The sequence below is a fragment of the Pararhodobacter sp. SW119 genome (assembly GCF_017811755.1).
In the GTDB taxonomy this organism is placed as follows: domain Bacteria; phylum Pseudomonadota; class Alphaproteobacteria; order Rhodobacterales; family Rhodobacteraceae; genus Pararhodobacter.
This window is the reverse complement of the sequence record NZ_JADDJF010000036.1, coordinates 18,623-34,651: the sequence shown is the minus strand read 5'-3', so window position 1 is coordinate 34,651 and position 16,029 is coordinate 18,623. Positions and strand designations below refer to the sequence as shown.

General features: G+C 68.3%; 19 protein-coding genes. 11 read left to right on the top strand and 8 right to left on the bottom strand.

Annotation, left to right across the window (positions count from 1 at the left end; genetic code table 11):
- The 3 genes from IM708_RS15960 to IM708_RS15950 all read right to left on the bottom strand — a co-directional run.
- Positions 1-812: substrate-binding domain-containing protein (locus IM708_RS15960; RefSeq protein ID WP_209427576.1), on the bottom strand; the 812-nt coding region annotated here is incomplete at its 3' end.
- 16 nt (positions 813-828) lie between these two features.
- The gene (locus IM708_RS15955) at positions 829-1,572 is read right to left on the bottom strand and encodes a phosphate ABC transporter ATP-binding protein (RefSeq protein ID WP_245243246.1); all 744 of its coding nucleotides are present in this window, start codon (positions 1,570-1,572) and stop codon (positions 829-831) included.
- The gene (locus tag IM708_RS15950; protein ID WP_348524984.1) at positions 1,569-2,264 is read right to left on the bottom strand and encodes an ABC transporter permease; all 696 of its coding nucleotides are present in this window, start codon (positions 2,262-2,264) and stop codon (positions 1,569-1,571) included. The genes IM708_RS15955 and IM708_RS15950 overlap by 4 nt, the downstream gene beginning before the upstream one ends.
- A gap of 143 nt (positions 2,265-2,407) precedes the next feature.
- On the opposite strand from IM708_RS15950, the gene IM708_RS15945 reads away from it, so the two are divergent.
- Entirely contained in the window at positions 2,408-3,271 is an 864-nt protein-coding gene (locus IM708_RS15945; RefSeq protein WP_209427575.1) for a helix-turn-helix transcriptional regulator, read from the top strand.
- A 208-nt stretch (positions 3,272-3,479) separates the two neighbouring features.
- Here the strand turns inward: IM708_RS15945 and IM708_RS15940 are convergent, their stop codons facing one another.
- Positions 3,480-4,133 carry a PAS domain-containing protein gene (locus IM708_RS15940; protein ID WP_209427574.1) on the bottom strand — a complete coding sequence of 218 codons (654 nt, stop codon included), beginning with the start codon at positions 4,131-4,133 and terminating at the stop codon, positions 3,480-3,482.
- Positions 4,134-4,297: 164 nt separating this feature from the next.
- On the opposite strand from IM708_RS15940, the gene IM708_RS15935 reads away from it, so the two are divergent.
- Genes IM708_RS15935 through IM708_RS15925 form a run of 3 tightly spaced genes read left to right on the top strand, consistent with a single transcriptional unit; the run spans position 4,298 to position 6,369 of the window.
- Positions 4,298-5,188 carry a YicC/YloC family endoribonuclease gene (locus IM708_RS15935; RefSeq protein ID WP_245243245.1) on the top strand — a complete coding sequence of 297 codons (891 nt, stop codon included), beginning with the start codon at positions 4,298-4,300 and terminating at the stop codon, positions 5,186-5,188.
- A 3-nt stretch (positions 5,189-5,191) separates the two neighbouring features.
- Positions 5,192-5,845, top strand: a complete 654-nt coding sequence (gene gmk, locus IM708_RS15930; RefSeq protein WP_209427572.1) for a guanylate kinase — start codon at positions 5,192-5,194, stop codon at positions 5,843-5,845.
- Complete coding sequence (locus tag IM708_RS15925; RefSeq protein ID WP_209427571.1) at positions 5,842-6,369, top strand: gamma carbonic anhydrase family protein; 528 nt, start codon at positions 5,842-5,844, stop codon at positions 6,367-6,369. Before gmk ends, IM708_RS15925 begins: the two co-directional genes overlap by 4 nt.
- 97 nt (positions 6,370-6,466) lie before the next feature.
- On the opposite strand, the gene IM708_RS15920 is transcribed toward IM708_RS15925, so the two are convergent.
- From IM708_RS15920 to IM708_RS15910, 3 genes are read right to left on the bottom strand one after another with little or no spacing between them, the layout of a single operon-like run.
- Positions 6,467-6,733 (bottom strand): ribbon-helix-helix domain-containing protein, encoded by a 267-nt coding sequence (locus tag IM708_RS15920; RefSeq protein ID WP_209427570.1) that lies wholly within the window; start codon positions 6,731-6,733, stop codon positions 6,467-6,469.
- Positions 6,730-7,659, bottom strand: a complete 930-nt coding sequence (locus IM708_RS15915) for an alpha/beta hydrolase (protein WP_245243244.1) — start codon at positions 7,657-7,659, stop codon at positions 6,730-6,732. Before IM708_RS15915 ends, IM708_RS15920 begins: the two co-directional genes overlap by 4 nt.
- 7 nt (positions 7,660-7,666) lie before the next feature.
- A complete protein-coding gene (locus IM708_RS15910) occupies positions 7,667-7,954 on the bottom strand; it encodes an SCP2 sterol-binding domain-containing protein (RefSeq protein ID WP_209427569.1) in 288 nt (95 codons plus the stop codon).
- Positions 7,955-8,041: 87 nt separating this feature from the next.
- Here IM708_RS15910 and IM708_RS15905 point away from each other — a divergent pair, with 87 nt between their 5' ends.
- The 6 genes from IM708_RS15905 (at position 8,042) to IM708_RS15880 (ending at position 14,274) form a co-directional block, all read left to right on the top strand.
- On the top strand, positions 8,042-8,611 hold the full coding sequence (locus IM708_RS15905; protein WP_209427568.1) for a tetratricopeptide repeat protein: 570 nt from the start codon (positions 8,042-8,044) through the stop codon (positions 8,609-8,611).
- Between the two features lie 78 nt (positions 8,612-8,689).
- Complete coding sequence (locus IM708_RS15900) at positions 8,690-11,797, top strand: helicase-related protein (protein ID WP_209427567.1); 3,108 nt, start codon at positions 8,690-8,692, stop codon at positions 11,795-11,797.
- 4 nt (positions 11,798-11,801) lie between these two features.
- Complete coding sequence (locus tag IM708_RS15895) at positions 11,802-12,194, top strand: RNA-binding S4 domain-containing protein (protein ID WP_209427566.1); 393 nt, start codon at positions 11,802-11,804, stop codon at positions 12,192-12,194.
- 47 nt (positions 12,195-12,241) lie between these two features.
- Positions 12,242-12,580: a ferredoxin FdxA gene (gene fdxA, locus IM708_RS15890; protein ID WP_209427565.1), complete on the top strand. Its 339-nt coding sequence runs from the start codon at positions 12,242-12,244 to the stop codon at positions 12,578-12,580.
- Between the two features lie 281 nt (positions 12,581-12,861).
- Positions 12,862-13,371 carry a CarD family transcriptional regulator gene (locus tag IM708_RS15885; RefSeq protein ID WP_209427564.1) on the top strand — a complete coding sequence of 170 codons (510 nt, stop codon included), beginning with the start codon at positions 12,862-12,864 and terminating at the stop codon, positions 13,369-13,371.
- A gap of 162 nt (positions 13,372-13,533) precedes the next feature.
- Positions 13,534-14,274 carry a YebC/PmpR family DNA-binding transcriptional regulator gene (locus tag IM708_RS15880; protein ID WP_209427563.1) on the top strand — a complete coding sequence of 247 codons (741 nt, stop codon included), beginning with the start codon at positions 13,534-13,536 and terminating at the stop codon, positions 14,272-14,274.
- Positions 14,275-14,653: 379 nt separating this feature from the next.
- Here IM708_RS15880 and IM708_RS15875 read toward each other — a convergent pair whose 3' ends face one another.
- Positions 14,654-14,959 (bottom strand): DUF6476 family protein, encoded by a 306-nt coding sequence (locus IM708_RS15875; protein ID WP_209427562.1) that lies wholly within the window; start codon positions 14,957-14,959, stop codon positions 14,654-14,656.
- Here IM708_RS15875 and IM708_RS15870 point away from each other — a divergent pair.
- Complete coding sequence (locus IM708_RS15870) at positions 14,958-16,010, top strand: RluA family pseudouridine synthase (RefSeq protein WP_209427561.1); 1,053 nt, start codon at positions 14,958-14,960, stop codon at positions 16,008-16,010. The two genes, IM708_RS15875 and IM708_RS15870, sit on opposite strands and share 2 nt — an antisense overlap.
- Positions 16,011-16,029 lie beyond the last annotated feature (19 nt).

Sequence of the window (16,029 nt, the reverse complement as noted above, 5' to 3'; positions counted from 1 at the left end):
CAGTCGGCGCTCGGAAAGAAGAGCTGCTTGCCGTCGAGGGTGTAGCTGGCGATGGCCTCTTGGCCCACGCCCGAGGTGAGCCAGTCGATGAAGGACTGGCCCTGCTCGGCCCTCACATGGCGGTGTCGCTCGGGGTTCACGAGGATCACGCCGTAGGGGTTGAAGAGCACCTCGTCGCCTTCAAACAGGATCTCAAGTTCCCCGCGGTTCTCGAAGCTGAGCCAGGTGCCGCGGTCGGTCAGCGCATAGGCGTTCATCTGGCTTGCCGTGTTCAACGTCGGCCCCATGCCCGAACCGGTCTCGCGGTACCAGCCGCCCGCAGGGTCGACCCCAGCGGCCGACCACAGGTTGCGCTCGGCGACATGCGTGCCGGAGTGGTCCCCGCGCGAGGCGAAGGGCGCCTCGGCCCCGGCGATCGCCGCCATTGCACCGGCGGCACAACCAGCGTCTGCGATCCCGGCGGGGTCATCGCCTGGTCCGACAAGGACGAAATCGTTGTACATCACGCTGAAGCGCTCGACCCCGTAGCCGTTGGCGACGAACTGCTCCTCCAGTTCGCGGGCGTGGACGAAGACGACATCGGCATCGCCACGCCGGCCGGTTTCCAGCGCCTGACCGGTGCCCTGCGCGACGACGCGAACCTCGATCCCGGTCTCGTCCTCGAACATCGGCAGGATATAGCCGAAGAGGCCCGATTGCTCGGTCGAGGTCGTTGAGGCAACGATTATGAAGTCCTGCGCGGCGGCGGGCAGCGCGGTCACGATAGCGACGCCCGAGACGAGGCCAATAAGGTGGTAGCGTAGGTGGATCATGTCTTTCTCCCGTCAGTTACCAGATCAGATCGCCCGCAAGGAAGGCGCGGGCCTCGGGCGTTTGGGGTCCTGCGAAGAAGGGCGCGGCGGGGCCATGTTCGATCAGCCGCCCTCGGTTCAGGAAGGCCACATCCTCGGCCAGCCGTCTGGCCTGGCCAATGCTGTGCGTGGTCATGACGATCGTGATGCCATCCGCCGCGAAGATTTCGATCATCTCCTCGATGATCCGCGTGGCCGAGGGGTCGAGCGCCGAAGTGGGTTCGTCGAGAAACAGCACTTCGGGGCGCATCGCCCAGGCGCGCGCCAGCGCCAGTCGCTGCTGCTCGCCTCCGGACAGCAGCCGGGCGGGACGGTCGGCAAGCGGGCTCAGCCCGAACCGGTCGAGCGTGCGGGCAACGATGGCGTGGCGCTCCGCCCGCGCCAGGCCGCGCAGCTTCAACGGGTAGTCGATGTTGGCCGAAACCGAACGCCGCAGCAGCACCGGACGCTGGAAGACCATTGCCTGTGCATCGGGCCGCAAAGTTCCGTCAGCCCAGATCCGGCGGCCGGAAGTGGGCTCGATCAGCCCGTGGCAGAGGCGCAGGAACAGGCTCTTGCCGGCACCGTTCGCGCCCATAACGATCAGCCGGCGACCAGGCTCGATGCCGAGCGTCAGGTCGGCCAGCAGCGGCTTGCCGTCGACGGCCACGCCTGCGTGCTCCAGCCGTAAGGGCAGGATCGCGGTGGCGATATCACGCGCCGAGATCAACTCGGCCCTCATCCCAGCCGCCCCCGCGCCCATTGCCCGGCGCCCCAGGCAGCCGCGTTGAGTGCAAGAGTGAGCGTCATCAGAATGATCCCCAGCGCCACCGCCAGACCGAGGTTGCCGCGCGCCGTCTCAAGGGTGATGGCGGTCGTCATGGTGCGCGTGTGCCCGGCAATGTTGCCGCCGACGATCAGCACCGCGCCGACCTCGGCGCTCGCGCGGCCGAAGCCCGCCAATACGCCCGTGAGAAGCGACACGCGGCCGTCCCACAGAAGCGTCGGCACGGCGCGCAAGCGCCCGGCGCCGAGGGATCGCAACTGCTCCCGGTACTCTGCCCAGAGATCCTCGACCACCGAGCGGGTCAGCGAGACTACGATGGGAAGGATCAGCACGGTCTGGGCGATGACCATGGCGGTTGGGGTGAACAGCAAGGCCAGAGCTCCGAACGGCCCCGAGCGCGAGAGCATCAGATAGACGAGAAGGCCGGCGACCACCGGCGGCAGGCCCATCAGCGCGTTGAACACCACGATCACCGCGCCGCGTCCCGGAAACCTCGCCAGCGCCAGCCCCGCGCCCATGGGCAGGCCAAGCACGCAGGCGATGAGCACCGCGGTCAGCGACACGCGTAGCGAAAGCGCGATGATCTGCATCAGCGCCGCATCGCCTGAAGCGATCAGCTGGAGCGCGATTCCAAACGGTCCGTCCACCGAGAATCCCTTCACAATCTGGTAGAATCAAAGCAAAAATTGCGCTAGGTTTCAAACATGTAAATTTTGCAGGATACTGTGGTGTAATGCAGGAAACGCGCATCGAAGGCTCACCGGAAAGTGCGCGCCGTACGTCGCCGCTCATGACAACCAGTGAGGTGGCCGACTATCTGAGGGTCAAGGAGCGGACGATCTACGAGATGGTCGCGCGCCAGACGATCCCTTTCAGCCGCGCCACCGGAAAGCTGCTCTTCCCCCGCCGGCTGATCGATGCCTGGCTCGAGGCGCAGACCGAGGTTCCGGAGGTGGGCCTCACGCCTGCGCCGCCGATCTATTCGGGCTCGAACGATCCGCTTCTGGAATGGGCGCTGCGTCAATCCGGCAGCGGTCTGGCCGTGCTGGCACGCGGCTCGACCCAAGGACTGGAGGACCTGGCGGCGGGCCGTGCGCTGATGTCGGGCGTTCACCTGCTCGACCCCGAGGGCGGAGGCTGGAACGTCGCCGCGGCGCAGGCGCATTTGCCGGGCATAAGTTGCGTACTGATCCATTGGGCGCGGCGCACGCAAGGCTTGATCCTTGCACCGGGCAACCCTCACGCGATCTCCGGACTCAGGGATGCCGTGACACGCGGCATGCGTTTCGCGACGCGCGCCGAGGGGGCCGGATCGCAGCGCCTGCTCGACGTTCTGCTTGCGCGCGAGGGACTGAGCGCAGCCGACCTGACGACGGTCGACCGCCCCGCCGAAACCCATGCCGACCTGGCCGCACTGATCGAGACGGGCGAGGCCGATTGCGGACTGGGCCTGAAGGCGGCGGCAGGGCTGATGGGCTTTCTACCGCTGCTTGCAGACGAAAGCTTCGATCTGGCGATGACGCGGCGCGACTATTTCGAGCCGCCGATCCAGTCTCTCCTGGCTTTCGCCCGAAGCGAGGCCTTCGCCAGACGCGCCCTTCACTTGGGAGGCTACGACCTCGCCGATCATGGAAAAGTGCGCTGGAATGGATGACGCCCTGCACCGGCTCGCGGCTGGATGCTAGGTCGAAGTACAGCCCGACCGCTGACGTTTGGCGGGCCGCTCGCCGACCGTGCATTTCGATGACATTCTCCGACTTCGAGAGGGAATCAAGGTCTCCGCCCCTTGGGAGACCTTTCTCTTCGGCGACAACGATCCGGCGCGGTTTCATTGCATCGCTGCGGCGGCGTCGAGCAGACCTTCAGCCGCGCCCGCCTTGGATAACGGTAAACTGCGGTCGCCCGTCAGACCGCGGCACAGGGTCGGTGGCGCCGTCTGCGGGTGAATCGACCAGCCGAGTAACCGGTCCGGCAAGTCGAAACCGCCGGGGCAGTCGCCCGATCTGGCCATGCGTCTCGACGATACCCAGGATACGCGTGGCCTGCCCTGCCCGGTCGCGCAACGGCATCAGCACCAGCAAGCCGTCCAGCGCCGGCTTGCCGACGCCGGCGTCTGACCGCAACGGAAGCTGCGCGCGCGCACCCTGCGAGACCTGCCGGATCGCGGTCGCAAGCTCTCCGCGCGACTCTCCGGTCATGTAGACGCTCAGCGGCATCCCGCGCGCCTCCATTCCCAGCAGGTCATTGAGATGCGTACCCGCCACCCGCAAGCGCGCAACGCCTGGCGCGACGATCTCGGCGATGAAGGTATACTCCAGGGCGGTATCGATCTCTCGCGGGTCGATCTCGCTGCGGAACGGCATCGCACGACCCACCCGCAACCTGTCCCAGTAGGCTTGTACGGTGTTGACCGCGGGGTATTCCAGTGTCGGCGCGCGCAGGGCAAACGGCAGGCGTAGTATGCGGCCGGCCTGCTCCTGCACGAAGGAGGCGACGTTCGACGTGACGTCGGTCATGGAAAGCTCCACCAAATGCGGACCTGCTAACGCCCGCCCCCTGCGGGGCGTCTCGCTATCGGCGCAGATCCGGTGTTTACCTTTGAATTACATCCGTTACCGATATCTTAATCTAACCGGATTGCGCCAAATTGGGGGGACATTTTAGGCAAATGGTTAAAAGCATGACCGGCTTCGCCACCGAGACCGGAAGTTTTGAAATAACATCAGACCGTTACGAGTTTTCTTGGGAGCTGCGCGCGGTGAACGCTCGTGGTCTGGATCTCCGTTTCCGGCTGCCGGACGGGCTCGACGGGCTGGAAGCGGCGCTTCGTCGCAGGCTTTCCGACTCGGTCGCGCGCGGCAGCGTGACGCTGTCGTTGCGACTCATTCGCGGTGGCGGCTCTCGGGGGCCGCGGCTCGATCCGGCCGCGCTCGAGGCGGCGATCACGCTGGTCACGGCGGCCGAGGCGCAAGCTTCGGAACGTGGCTTGCTCCTCGCGCCGATGACGGCAGCGGGGCTTCTGGGGCTGCGCGGTGTCCTCGATACCAGCAGTGACGCCACCGATCCGGCGCCGCTGGTTGCCGCACTTCTTGCCCGGCTTGATCCGTTGATCGCTTCCTTCGAAGCAAGCCGCGCGGACGAAGGAACTGCACTGCGTGACGTGCTGCAAGCGCAGGTAGACGCGATCGAGCGGTTGACCATGGAAGCGCGCAGGATGGCCGAGAACCGTCGCGGCAATCAGGCGGAGGCATTGCGCGCCGCCCTGCTTCGCCTGGGCGAAGCCGCACCCGGTGTCGAGCCGGGGCGTCTGGAGCAGGAACTGGCGCTGATCGCCGTGCGCGGTGACCTGACGGAAGAACTGGACCGGCTCGCCGCGCATTGCGCGGCCGCCCGTGCGCATCTGGAAAGCGCAGCCCCTGTCGGTCGGAAGCTCGACTTTCTGATGCAGGAGTTCAACCGCGAGGCCAACACGCTCTGCTCGAAGTCGCAGCACGCGCCGCTCACCCGCATCGGGCTTGACGTCAAGGCGGTGATCGACCAGATGCGCGAGCAGGTCCAGAACGTGGAGTAGGCCATGCAGCGGCGCGGGCTTCTGATCATCCTGTCGTCGCCCTCGGGGGCGGGGAAGTCGACGCTGGCGCGCCGGCTGATCGACTGGGACCCGACGCTGCGCTTCTCGATCTCGGCCACGACGCGGCCGCCACGCTCCGCCGAGGTGGCGGGCGAGCACTATCATTTCACCACGCATGCCGCGTTCGAGGCGATGGTGGCGGCGGGCGAGATGCTGGAGCACGCTCAGGTCTTCGGGCATTATTACGGCTCGCCGCGCACCCCGGTCGAGGCCGCGGTCGAGGCCGGGCGCGACACGCTCTTCGACATCGACTGGCAGGGCGGGCAGCAGATCCGCAACTCGACCCTCGGGCGTGATGTCGTGTCGATCTTCATCCTGCCGCCATCGATCGCCGCGCTGGAAGAACGCCTGCGCAAGCGGGCGCAGGACAGCGAGGCGGTGATCACCGGCCGCATGGCCCGAGCCCGCGACGAGATCAGCCACTGGGCGGAATACGACTACGTGCTGATCAACCGCGATCTCGACACCGCCGCCGAGGAGCTGATCACCATCGTGCGCACCGAACGGATGCGCCGCGACCGGCAGCCGGAACTCAGCGACTTCGTGAGGGGGCTGAACGCCGAATTCGAAACCCGCCAGAGCGGAGCCAGAACATGATCTACGCCCTTGACGATATCCTGCCCGAAATTGCCGAGGACAGCTGGGTCGCGCCCGGGGCGAACGTGTTGGGGCGCGTCACGCTGGCGACAGGTGCCTCGGTCTGGTTCGGCGCCACGCTCAGGGGTGACAACGAGCGGATCACCTTGGGCGAGGGGTCGAACGTGCAGGATGGCTGCACGCTGCACACCGACATGGGTTTTCCGCTGACCATCGGGCGCGACTGCACGATCGGGCATGGGGCGATCCTGCATGGCTGCACGATCGGGGATGAAAGCCTGATCGGCATGGGCGCGATCGTGCTCAACGGGGCGCGGATCGGGCGGAACTGCCTGATCGGGGCGGGCGCGCTGGTGGCCGAGGGCAAGCAGATCCCGGAGGGCAGCCTGGTGCTGGGCAGCCCCGGTCGCGTGGTGCGCGAGATGGATGCCGAGGCGCGCGCGAAGCTGCGCGAGTCGGCGCTGGGTTACCAGGCGAACATGCGGCGCTTTCGCAAAGGCCTGCGGGAACACGAGGGTGCATGAGGGCTGACAGCCGGCAGGTGCACACGCGTGAGCAGGCTTTCAAGCCATTGTTTCTCAACCGATAATTCTGAGAATTAACCGCAATGAAACTTTCTGCTCAGGCGTCCGCCGGGCGGTTTGCGCGCTCATCGGTCGGTTCCAAACCGCGCAGATCGTCCTGCAGCGCCGCGAGGATGTGGACACGGATCGCCGAGGCCAGGCCCTGGTCGCCGCGCGCCGCGTCGATCTCGGCGGCAAGATCGTTGAGCCCCCGGCCCCGCCGCGCGGCCAGCGCGCGGAAAGCCGCCCAGAATTCGGGTTCGAGCGAGACCGAGGTGCGATGCCCGCGCAGCGTCAGGGAGTGTTTCTGCGGCCGGCCGGTCAATCCACCGCCCCGGCGAAGAGCGCCAGCGTGCGGCGCAGGAAATCGTCGCGCACCGCGTCGCGCTCCATCAGCAACTCGTGTTCCGCCTCGGGATAGTCGACAAGCGTCGCCTCGGACCACGCGGCGGCCCGCCTGCGGATGGCGCGCGGGCTGACGATGCGTTCGTTGCCGCCCAGCCCGACGAGTGCCGGCACCGGTGGCGACGGCGCGCGCGCCAGTGCCCGCATCTCGACCAGGGCGCCGGCGAGCCAGCGCAGGCTCGGCCCGCCGATGACCAGATCGGGATTTTCAGCGATCTGGGCCTTCATCCGCTCGAAGCGGGCGCGGTCACGCGTCAGCGGATTGTCGTCGTATGGCATGGAGGCCAACCCGTAGTCGGGTCCGGTCGTGGGCGTATAGACCGCGTCCCGGCCGAAAGGGCCAGTCAGCCGCGCCCCGGCGCGCAAGGCCGCGGACAGTCCGAAGGGCTGCTCCAGCCCCCACATCGGCGCGCTCAACGCAACGGCGGGCGGGCGCAGCCCCTCGACCAGCGCGCGCAGAAGGATGCAGCCGCCCATCGAATGCGCAAGGATCGGCAGGGGGCCGGGCGCGAGTGTTCGCGCCGCGTCAAGCGCGGCGTGCAGGTCGATCTGGTAGTCCGAAAAGCGCGCGACATGGCCCAGTCGCGAATCCGGCGCCAGCCGGTCCGACAGTCCCTGTCCGCGCCAGTCGAGGACCAGCGCCCCCCAGCCTGCCGTGGCAAGCTGGCCGACGACCTGCCCGTACTTCTCGATCCATTCGGTGCGCCCGGGCAGCAGAAGGACATGACGCGCGCCCGGCCAGAGGGCCAGCCGCAGCCGCCGCCCGTCGCCGGCTTGCAGCCAGACCGCGCGCCCGCCTTCGGCAGCGTCGCAATCCGCCAGCGGTGCCGCTGCGAACCCGGCCAAGGCCGGGTCAGCCCAGAACGGACGCGAGCTTCATCGCCTCGCTCATCGAGCCGTCGACCTTCAGCTTGCCGGACATGAATGCCATCGTCGGGTTCACGTCGCCCTCGAGCATGCCCTGGAAGGTCTCGACCGAAGCGGTCAGGGTCACGTCCGCATCCTCGTCGCCCGCGCGCGCGCCCGCGGAGTCGAGCATGATCGCGCCCTCGTCCTCGATCACGAACTTCGCGCTGCCGTCATAGCTGCCACCGATCTTGGCGTTCAGTGTCTCAACCGCCTTGTCGATCACGTCGCTCATTCAAGGTATCCTTACTGTGATTGCCGATCGAGCCGCTGCCATGCAGCGCAGGCTCGATTTTTTCATCCGTCCTGCTACACTTTCCGCATGGCACGAAAGCGCACCATTCTCAACCTTGTCGTGGCGGCATCCCTGGTGCTGGCGCCGCTGTCCGCGGCCGCACAGGCCAGCGACCCGCCCGGCGCCGATATCGAGACCCTGCTTTCGGAACTCGCCCGCCCCGATCAGGAACGCTGGGTTCGGATCGAGCGGCAGATCCTGCGCCAATGGTCGCGGTCGGGCTCGGCGGTGGCGGATTATCTGTTCCAGCGCGGCCAGGACGCCCTGCGCGAGGGTCGCAGCGACGAGGCGATCGCCCATTTCAGCGCCGTGATCGACCATGCGCCCGATTTCGCCGAGGCCTGGAACGCAAGGGCCACGGCCTATTTCCAGGCGAATCGGCTGGGCCAGGCGCTGGCCGACATCGAGGAGACGCTGGCGCGCAATCCCCGCCATTTCGGCGCGCTGTCGGGCCTGGGCATCATCTTCGAGCAACTGGAGCTGCATCGGCCAGCGCGGGAGGCCTTTGCCGCAGCGCATGCGATCCACCCGCACCGCCCGTCCATCCGGGAGGCGATCTCGCGGCTTGACCGGCAACTGGAGGGCACCGCCCTCTGACGCGGCGGCGCGCCGGGGGCTTTCCCTTTGCGCGTCGAGGCGATAACCCGGCCGCACCGCGCGAGACAGGGCAGCAAGATGAACAGGCAGGGGCGGGTCACGGCGGTGCTGGGCCCCACCAACACCGGCAAGACCCATTACGCGATCGAACGGATGCTGGGTCATCGTACCGGCGTCATCGGGCTGCCGCTGCGGCTGCTGGCGCGCGAGGTCTATGACCGGATCGTCGCGTTGCGCGGCCCCTCGGTCGTGGCGCTGGTCACCGGCGAGGAACGCATCGTGCCGGAGCGCACGCAGTACTGGGTCTGCACGACCGAGGCGATGCCGCTGGAGATCGGCGCCGATTTCGTGGCGGTGGACGAGATCCAGCTCTGCGCCGACATGGACCGCGGGCATGTGTTCACCGACCGGCTGCTGGGCGCGCGGGGGCTGCACGAGACGCTGTTTCTGGGCTCGGACACGATGCGCGGCGCGATTGCCGCGCTGGTGCCCGGCGCGCAGTTCGTCCGACGCGAGCGGTTTTCGCAACTCAGCTACACCGGATCGAAGAAGATCGCCCGGATGCCGGGACGCTCGGCCATCGTCGCCTTCTCGGTCGAGAATGTCTATGCAATCGCTGAGTTGATCCGCCGCACCAAGGGCGGTTGCGCCATCGTCATGGGCGCGCTCAGTCCGCGCACGCGCAACGCGCAGGTGGAGCTTTATCAGAACGGCGACGTGGATTACCTGGTCGCCACCGACGCGATCGGGATGGGGCTGAACCTGGACATCCGGCACGTGGCCTTTGCCGGCACGTCCAAGTTCGACGGGCGGCGGATGCGGCCGCTGGGCGCGGACGAGCTGGCGCAGATCGCCGGGCGCGCCGGGCGGCACACGACACAGGGCTCCTTCGGCGTGACCGGCGAGGCGCGCCCGCTGGCGCCCGAGGTGGTCGAGGCCATCGAGAACCACCAGTTCCTGCCGGTGCGCAAGCTGCAATGGCGCAACGCGCGGCTGGAGTTCGGCAGCCTGGGGCGGCTGATCGCCAGCCTGGAGGCGCCGACCTCGGACGAATGGCTGACCCGCGTGCGCGAGGCCGACGACCTGTCCGCGCTCAAGACGCTGGCCGGCAATCCCGAGGTGACCGCGCGTCTGCGCGACGCGCGCGATCTAAAGCTTCTGTGGGATATCTGCCGCATCCCCGATTTTCGCGGCATCTCGCCCACCGAACACGCGGGTCTTCTGGCCCGGCTCCACGACTTCCTGCACGCTGGCGGGCGCGTCCCGAACGACTGGCTGGCGCGCAACATCGCGCGCATCGACAAGGTGCAGGGCGATATCGATACGCTGTCGCGGCGCCTCGCCTTCATCCGCACCTGGACCTACGTCGCGCAGCGCCCCGGCTGGGTCGACGACGAAAATCATTGGCGTGCCGAAGCGCGCGCGGTAGAAGACCGTCTGTCGGACGCGCTGCACGCCCGCCTGACCGCAGCATTTGTTGATCGGCGCACGAGTGTTCTCATGCGCCGGTTGAACCAGAAGGAGAGCCTTGTGGCCGAGGTGAACGACAAGGGTGAGGTGACGGTCGAGGGAGAGTTTATCGGCCGTCTGGAGGGGTTCCGTTTCCGCCAGGACAAGACCGAAAACGTCGACGAGGCGCGCACGCTGCGCCAGGCGGCGGTTGCGGCGCTCGCCCCGGCATTCAGCCTGCGCGCCGACCGTTTCTACAACGCCCCCGATACCGAGATCGACTTCACCGAACAGGGCGGGTTGATGTGGGGGTCCGAGGCCGTCGGCAAACTGGTGGCCGGCGCGGATTCGATGCGCCCGCAGGTCCAGGCCTTCGTCGACGAGGAGGCTGGCGCGGATGTCGCCGAAAAGGTCCGCCGCCGGCTGCAGCATTTCATCGACCGCAAGGTGGCGACGCTGTTCGAACCGCTGATGAACCTGCAGCGCGACGAAACGCTGACCGGCCTTGCCCGGGGCTTCGCCTACCGCATGGTCGAGGCGCTGGGGATCCTGCCGCGCGACGGCGTGGCCGAGGAGGTGCGCGCGCTGGATCAGGACGCCCGCGCGATGCTGCGCAAGCATGGCATCCGGTTCGGCCAGTTCACGGTCTTTCTGCCGGCCCTGCTCAAGCCCGCGCCGACGCGGCTGCGGCTGGTGCTCTGGTCGCTGAGCCAGGGGCTCGAGGAATTTCCCGAAAGCCCGCCGCCCGGCCTGGTCACGATCCCCAACCTTCCGGAAGTCCCGGCCGAGCACTACGCGCTTGCGGGCTACAAGCCGGCCGGTGTGCGGGCGATTCGCATCGACATGCTGGAACGTCTGGCCGACATGCTGCGCACGCGCGACACGCGCGCCGGGTTCGAGGCCAGCGCCGACATGCTGTCGATCACCGGCATGACGCTGGAGCAGTTCGCCGAGCTGATGCAGGGCCTTGGCTACGCCGCCGAGCGCGGCGAACGCGTCAAGGCGCGCCCCACGACGCCTGTCGAACTGACCGCCGAGGAGATCGCCACACGCGCCGCCGCCGCGGCGGCCGAGTCGCGCATCAAGGCCTCCGAGGATGCATCGCCGGCCGCGACCGACAAGACAGCCGACGCGGCAGCGGAGTCCCCCGCGGACGCGGCGCCGGCGACGGAGGTCACTGACGACCCCGCGGCGGAGGCCCCGGCGGACGAAAGCACCCAGCCCCAGGTCGCGCCTCCCGCGGCTTCTGCCGACACCCCCCCGTCCGCCGAAGAACCCGCCGATCCGCCATCAGCCGAATCGCCCCAGACGCCACAGCCCGACGCTGCGGAGCCCGAGATGGAGGTCTTCTACACCTTCCGCTGGGCGCCCCGGCCGCGGGGGGACACGCGCCGCGGGCGCCGCGCCGATGCCGCGCCGCAGGCCGACGCCCGCGGTGATCAGAAGCCGCAAGACGGCAACCAGCGCGGCGAGGGCAAGCGCGCCGGCGGCAAGCCGCGAGGAGAGGGCGAAGGCGGCCCCCGTCAGGAAGGGCGGCGCAAGGCGGGCCCCCGGAAAGATGGCCCCCGCAAGGATGGCCCGCGGAAGGAAGGCCCGCGGAAGGAAGGCGGGCGGAAGGAGGGGCAGCGCCCCGATAAGCCGCGCAGCTACAGCGCCGCGCCCGACCGTCGCAAGGACCGCATCGACCCCGACAATCCCTTCGCCGCCGCCCTCATGGGCCTGCGCGACAAGACCTGACGACATGACCACCGACGACCTGCCGGGCGGCGCGGGGCCGATACGGCTGGACAAGTGGCTCTGGCATGCGCGCTTTTTCAAGACGCGCAGCCTGGCCAGCGGGGCGGTGAGCCAGGTGCGGATGCGCCTGAACGGGCAACTCGTCGGCAAGCCGGCGCAGCCCGTCCGGGCGGGCGACGTGCTGACCTTCACCATCGGGCAGCGGGTGGTGGTGGCCCGGGTCCTGGCCGCGGGCACGCGCCGCGGCCCGGCCCCCGAGGCGCGCGCGCTCTACGAGGATCTCTCGCCCCCGGCGCCGCCACCGGACCCGGCACAGCCGCGCGCCGCCAAGGGCGGCCGCCCGCGCGGCCCCGGCCCGCGCAGCCTTGCCGCACCCCCGCCCCGATGGGTTGATTGATCGCGCCGGCAGGACTACTTCCGCCGCATGGAACGAGGAACCCCGCGATGACCTATGTGGTGACCGACAACTGCATCGCCTGCAAGTACACCGACTGCGTCGAAGTCTGCCCCGTCGACTGCTTCTACGAGGGCGAGAACATGCTGGTGATCCACCCCGACGAATGCATCGACTGCGGGGTCTGCGAACCCGAATGCCCGGCCGACGCGATCCGGCCGGATACCGAGCCCGAAATGGAGACCTGGGTCGAGTTCAACCGCAAGTATTCGGAAAAGTGGCCGGTGATCACGGTGCGCAAGGATCCGATGCCGGAGGCGGAGGAACGCGACGGCGAGGCCGGCAAGCTGGAGAAGTACTTCACCGAGAATCCGGGCGAAGGGTCCTGAGTCCGGGGCCGCAACGAACGCAAAACTAACGCTGACGTAACGTTTCGTTCGCTAGAATTGTGCGAATCGGTCGAATGGGGGCGAGTCAAGCACTTTCCGTGCTTTGATTCGCGCCCCAATTCTGTTATATATCCTTTACAGAATAACAGCCCTTAGCCGCAGCTCGAGCAGCCTGTGGTCGTCGTTTTCGGTGGCATGTGCATCAGGTTTCGGGAAGCTTGCGTTTCCCGTGCCGTGTTTTTGTCTCCGGTCGGCAGGGCATAGCCCGAGGAAGCGCCAGAATGAGCAAGACCCGCAAGGCCGAGTTCCGCCCGAACGACTTTGTCGTCTATCCCGCCCATGGCGTCGGACGGATCGTCTCGATCGAGGATCGCGAGATCGCCGGCATGCAACTCGAACTTTTTGTCATTTCCTTCGAGAAGGACAAGATGACGTTGCGCGTGCCGACGGACAAGGCCACGCAGGTCGGCATGCGCTCGCTGTCCTCGCCCGACATCGTGTCGAAGGCGATGGCGACGCTGCGCGGCAAGGCGCGGGTCAAGCGGGCGATGTGGTCGCGCCGGGCCCAGGAATACGAGCAGAAGATCAATTCGGGCGACCTGCTGGCAATCGCCGAGGTGGTGCGCGACCTGCACCGCGCCGACGACCAGCGCGAGCAGTCCTATTCGGAGCGTCAACTCTACGAGGCCGCGCTGGAACGCCTGACCCGCGAGGTGGCCGCGGTCACCGGCATCGACGAGGCCGGCGCGATGAAACAGGTTGACGAGGTGCTTGTCGCCCGCGCCGCCTGAAACGGCCGACGAACCGACTGCGCCGCCCCGGGATCCCGGGGCGGTTTTGCTTTGGGCGGCCTGGTGCTGGCGGCTACGCCCCTTGCCTCGGCGCCCCCGACCGGATTATAGCGCGCCCCGGAGCGACCCCCGACACGACCCGCCACCACAACGGAGCGAACCATGGCAGGCCATTCCAAATGGGCCAATATCCAGCACCGCAAGGGCCGGCAGGATGCCGCACGCTCGAAGCTTTTCTCGCGGTTTTCCAAGGAGATCACGGTCGCCGCCCGGATGGGTGACCCCGATCCCGACAAGAACCCGCGCCTGCGCCTGGCGGTGAAGGAGGCCAAGGCGAACTCGATGCCCAAGGACAATATCGAGCGCGCGATCAAGAAGGCGACGGGGGGCGAGGGCGAGGATTACGAGGAAATCCGCTACGAGGGATATGGTCCCGGGGGCGTGGCGATCATCGTCGAGGCGATGACCGACAACCGCAACAGGACGGCGTCGAACGTGCGCTCGACCTTTTCCAAGTACGGCGGCAACCTGGGCGAGACGGGCTCGGTCGGGTTCATGTTCGACCGGATGGGGCAGATCCTTTATCCGGCGGGCGCGGGCGATGCCGACACGGTGATGGAAGCCGCCATCGAGGCGGGCGCGACGGATGTGGAATCCGGCGAGGATGGTCATGTGATCTGGTGCGAATTCAACGCGTTGGCGGAAGTGTCCGCCGCGCTGGAAGCCGCCCTCGGCGAGGCGGAATCGACGCGGCTGGTGTGGAAACCGCAGACCGTGACCGAGCTCGACCTCGAGGGGATGCAGAAGCTGATGAAACTGATCGACGCGCTGGAGGAGGACGACGACGTGCAGTCGGTGACCGCGAATTTCGAGGCCTCGGACGCGGTGATGGAACAGCTTTGAACCCCGCCGGCAGGGTGCTGGCGCGCGTATGGCAAGGGGCTGGCAAGCGTATGGCAAACGTATGGCAGTTCCGAACGGTGCGGCAGGGATTTGGTAACGCCTTAGCCCGCTGCTGTCGGGCTTTGGGTGAGGCGCAGAAGGGGGGCGCTGCCCCCCTCTTGGCTGCGCCAATTCACCCCCCGGGATATTTTCGGACAGGAAAAGTCCAAGGCGGTGGGAACACTCGTTCTTTGCGGCGCAGCCTCTTTTCGCCGCGCGCGAAGCGCGCGGCGCCCGGCCCAACGCGAGGAAGGTTCGTGCGCGGAGCGCACAGCCTGACGAGGGGCGGGAGACCTTCCGTCACCCCGTCACGCGCCGTCAGCGGCATGTCACGGGCGGGTCAGTCGGGGGTGAGGCGCTGGGCGGGCGCGCCACCGGCGGCGCGGTCGTAGAGCAGGATCTCGCCCGCCTCGGTCACCACCACCACCCAGTCGCGCGCCAGCGTCACGGCGGCGGCGCGGGCGCCCTCGGGCAGGGCGATGTTCGCCGGCAGGGTCGGCAGCGGCGCGGGCGGGCTGCCCAGGCGGATGACAAGCAGCGTGACGATGGTTACAAGTCCCGCGATCATCACCACGGTCAACGTGGTCACCAGCCGCTTGAGGAAGCGAACCTCGGGCGGCGTACCGTTATCGGATGGCTCGGACATGACAGGCGACCTTTCCGTTTTGCGCGTGGTCATCGGCGACGACCCGCCCGCCCGTCTGGATAAGGCGCTGGCCCGCGATGTGCCAGAGGCGGCGGCGCTGTCGCGCTCGCGCCTGATGCGGCTGATCGCCGAGGGCGCGGTCAGCCGGGACGGCCTGGCGCTGACCGACCCGCGCGCCAAGGTCGCGGCGGGCGACCGGGTCGAGATCGCGCTGGCCCCCGCCGCCGAGGTCGACACCCGCCCCGAGGCGATCGCGCTGGAGGTGGTGTTCGAGGACGACGACCTGATCGTCATCGACAAGCCCGCCGGCATGGTCGTCCACCCGGCCCCGGGCGCGGCCAGCGGCACGCTGGTCAACGCGCTGCTGCATCATTGCGGCGACCGCCTCTCCGGCATCGGCGGCGAGAAGCGGCCGGGCATCGTGCACCGCATCGACAAGGACACGACGGGCCTGCTGGTGGTGGCGAAATCCGATCGCGCGCATCACGGGCTTGCCGCGCAGTTCGAGGCGCATAGCGCGACCCGGCGCTATCTGGCACTGGCCCAGGGCCTGCCGGATGCCGCCGATCCGCGCCTGCGCGGGCTGCGCGGCGTCGCCTTCGAGGGTGCCGGCATCCTGCGCATCGAGACGCGGCTGGACCGCCACCGCCACGACCGGCAGCGGCAGGCGGTCTTCTTCGACCGCGGCCGTCACGCAGTGACCCGGGCGCGGGTGGTCGAGAGCTTCGGGGCACCGCCGCAACTGGCGCTGCTCGAATGCTGGCTGGAGACCGGGCGCACGCATCAGATCCGCGTGCATCTGGCGCATGTCGGCCACGGGCTGGTCGGCGACGCGGTCTACGGGCGGGCGCGGCGCCTGGCGAAGGGTGCGCTGCCCGAGGCCGCCGCCGCCGCCGTCGCGGCCTTTCCGCGGCAGGCGCTGCACGCGGCGACGCTGGGTTTCGCGCATCCGGTCAGCGGGCAGGCGCTGCTCTTCGAAAGCCCCCTGCCCGGCGACATGGCCGGCCTTCTGGCCGCGCTGCGGGATGCGGCGGCGCACAAACCTGCGTGAATTCCCTGAAATCCGCCCA

Coding starts and splice junctions, on each gene's coding strand:
- IM708_RS15870 (WP_209427561.1), top strand. CDS start 14,958: ATGACAGGCGACCTTTCCGTTTTGCGCGTGGTCATCGGCGACGACCCG.
- IM708_RS15900 (WP_209427567.1), top strand. CDS start 8,690: ATGAACAGGCAGGGGCGGGTCACGGCGGTGCTGGGCCCCACCAACACC.
- gmk (WP_209427572.1), top strand. CDS start 5,192: ATGCAGCGGCGCGGGCTTCTGATCATCCTGTCGTCGCCCTCGGGGGCG.
- IM708_RS15940 (WP_209427574.1), bottom strand. CDS start 4,133: ATGACCGACGTCACGTCGAACGTCGCCTCCTTCGTGCAGGAGCAGGCC.
- IM708_RS15905 (WP_209427568.1), top strand. CDS start 8,042: ATGGCACGAAAGCGCACCATTCTCAACCTTGTCGTGGCGGCATCCCTG.
- fdxA (WP_209427565.1), top strand. CDS start 12,242: ATGACCTATGTGGTGACCGACAACTGCATCGCCTGCAAGTACACCGAC.
- IM708_RS15910 (WP_209427569.1), bottom strand. CDS start 7,954: ATGAGCGACGTGATCGACAAGGCGGTTGAGACACTGAACGCCAAGATC.
- IM708_RS15885 (WP_209427564.1), top strand. CDS start 12,862: ATGAGCAAGACCCGCAAGGCCGAGTTCCGCCCGAACGACTTTGTCGTC.
- IM708_RS15895 (WP_209427566.1), top strand. CDS start 11,802: ATGACCACCGACGACCTGCCGGGCGGCGCGGGGCCGATACGGCTGGAC.
- IM708_RS15925 (WP_209427571.1), top strand. CDS start 5,842: ATGATCTACGCCCTTGACGATATCCTGCCCGAAATTGCCGAGGACAGC.
- IM708_RS15880 (WP_209427563.1), top strand. CDS start 13,534: ATGGCAGGCCATTCCAAATGGGCCAATATCCAGCACCGCAAGGGCCGG.
- IM708_RS15945 (WP_209427575.1), top strand. CDS start 2,408: ATGACAACCAGTGAGGTGGCCGACTATCTGAGGGTCAAGGAGCGGACG.
- IM708_RS15935 (WP_245243245.1), top strand. CDS start 4,298: ATGACCGGCTTCGCCACCGAGACCGGAAGTTTTGAAATAACATCAGAC.
- IM708_RS15875 (WP_209427562.1), bottom strand. CDS start 14,959: ATGTCCGAGCCATCCGATAACGGTACGCCGCCCGAGGTTCGCTTCCTC.
- IM708_RS15955 (WP_245243246.1), bottom strand. CDS start 1,572: ATGAGGGCCGAGTTGATCTCGGCGCGTGATATCGCCACCGCGATCCTG.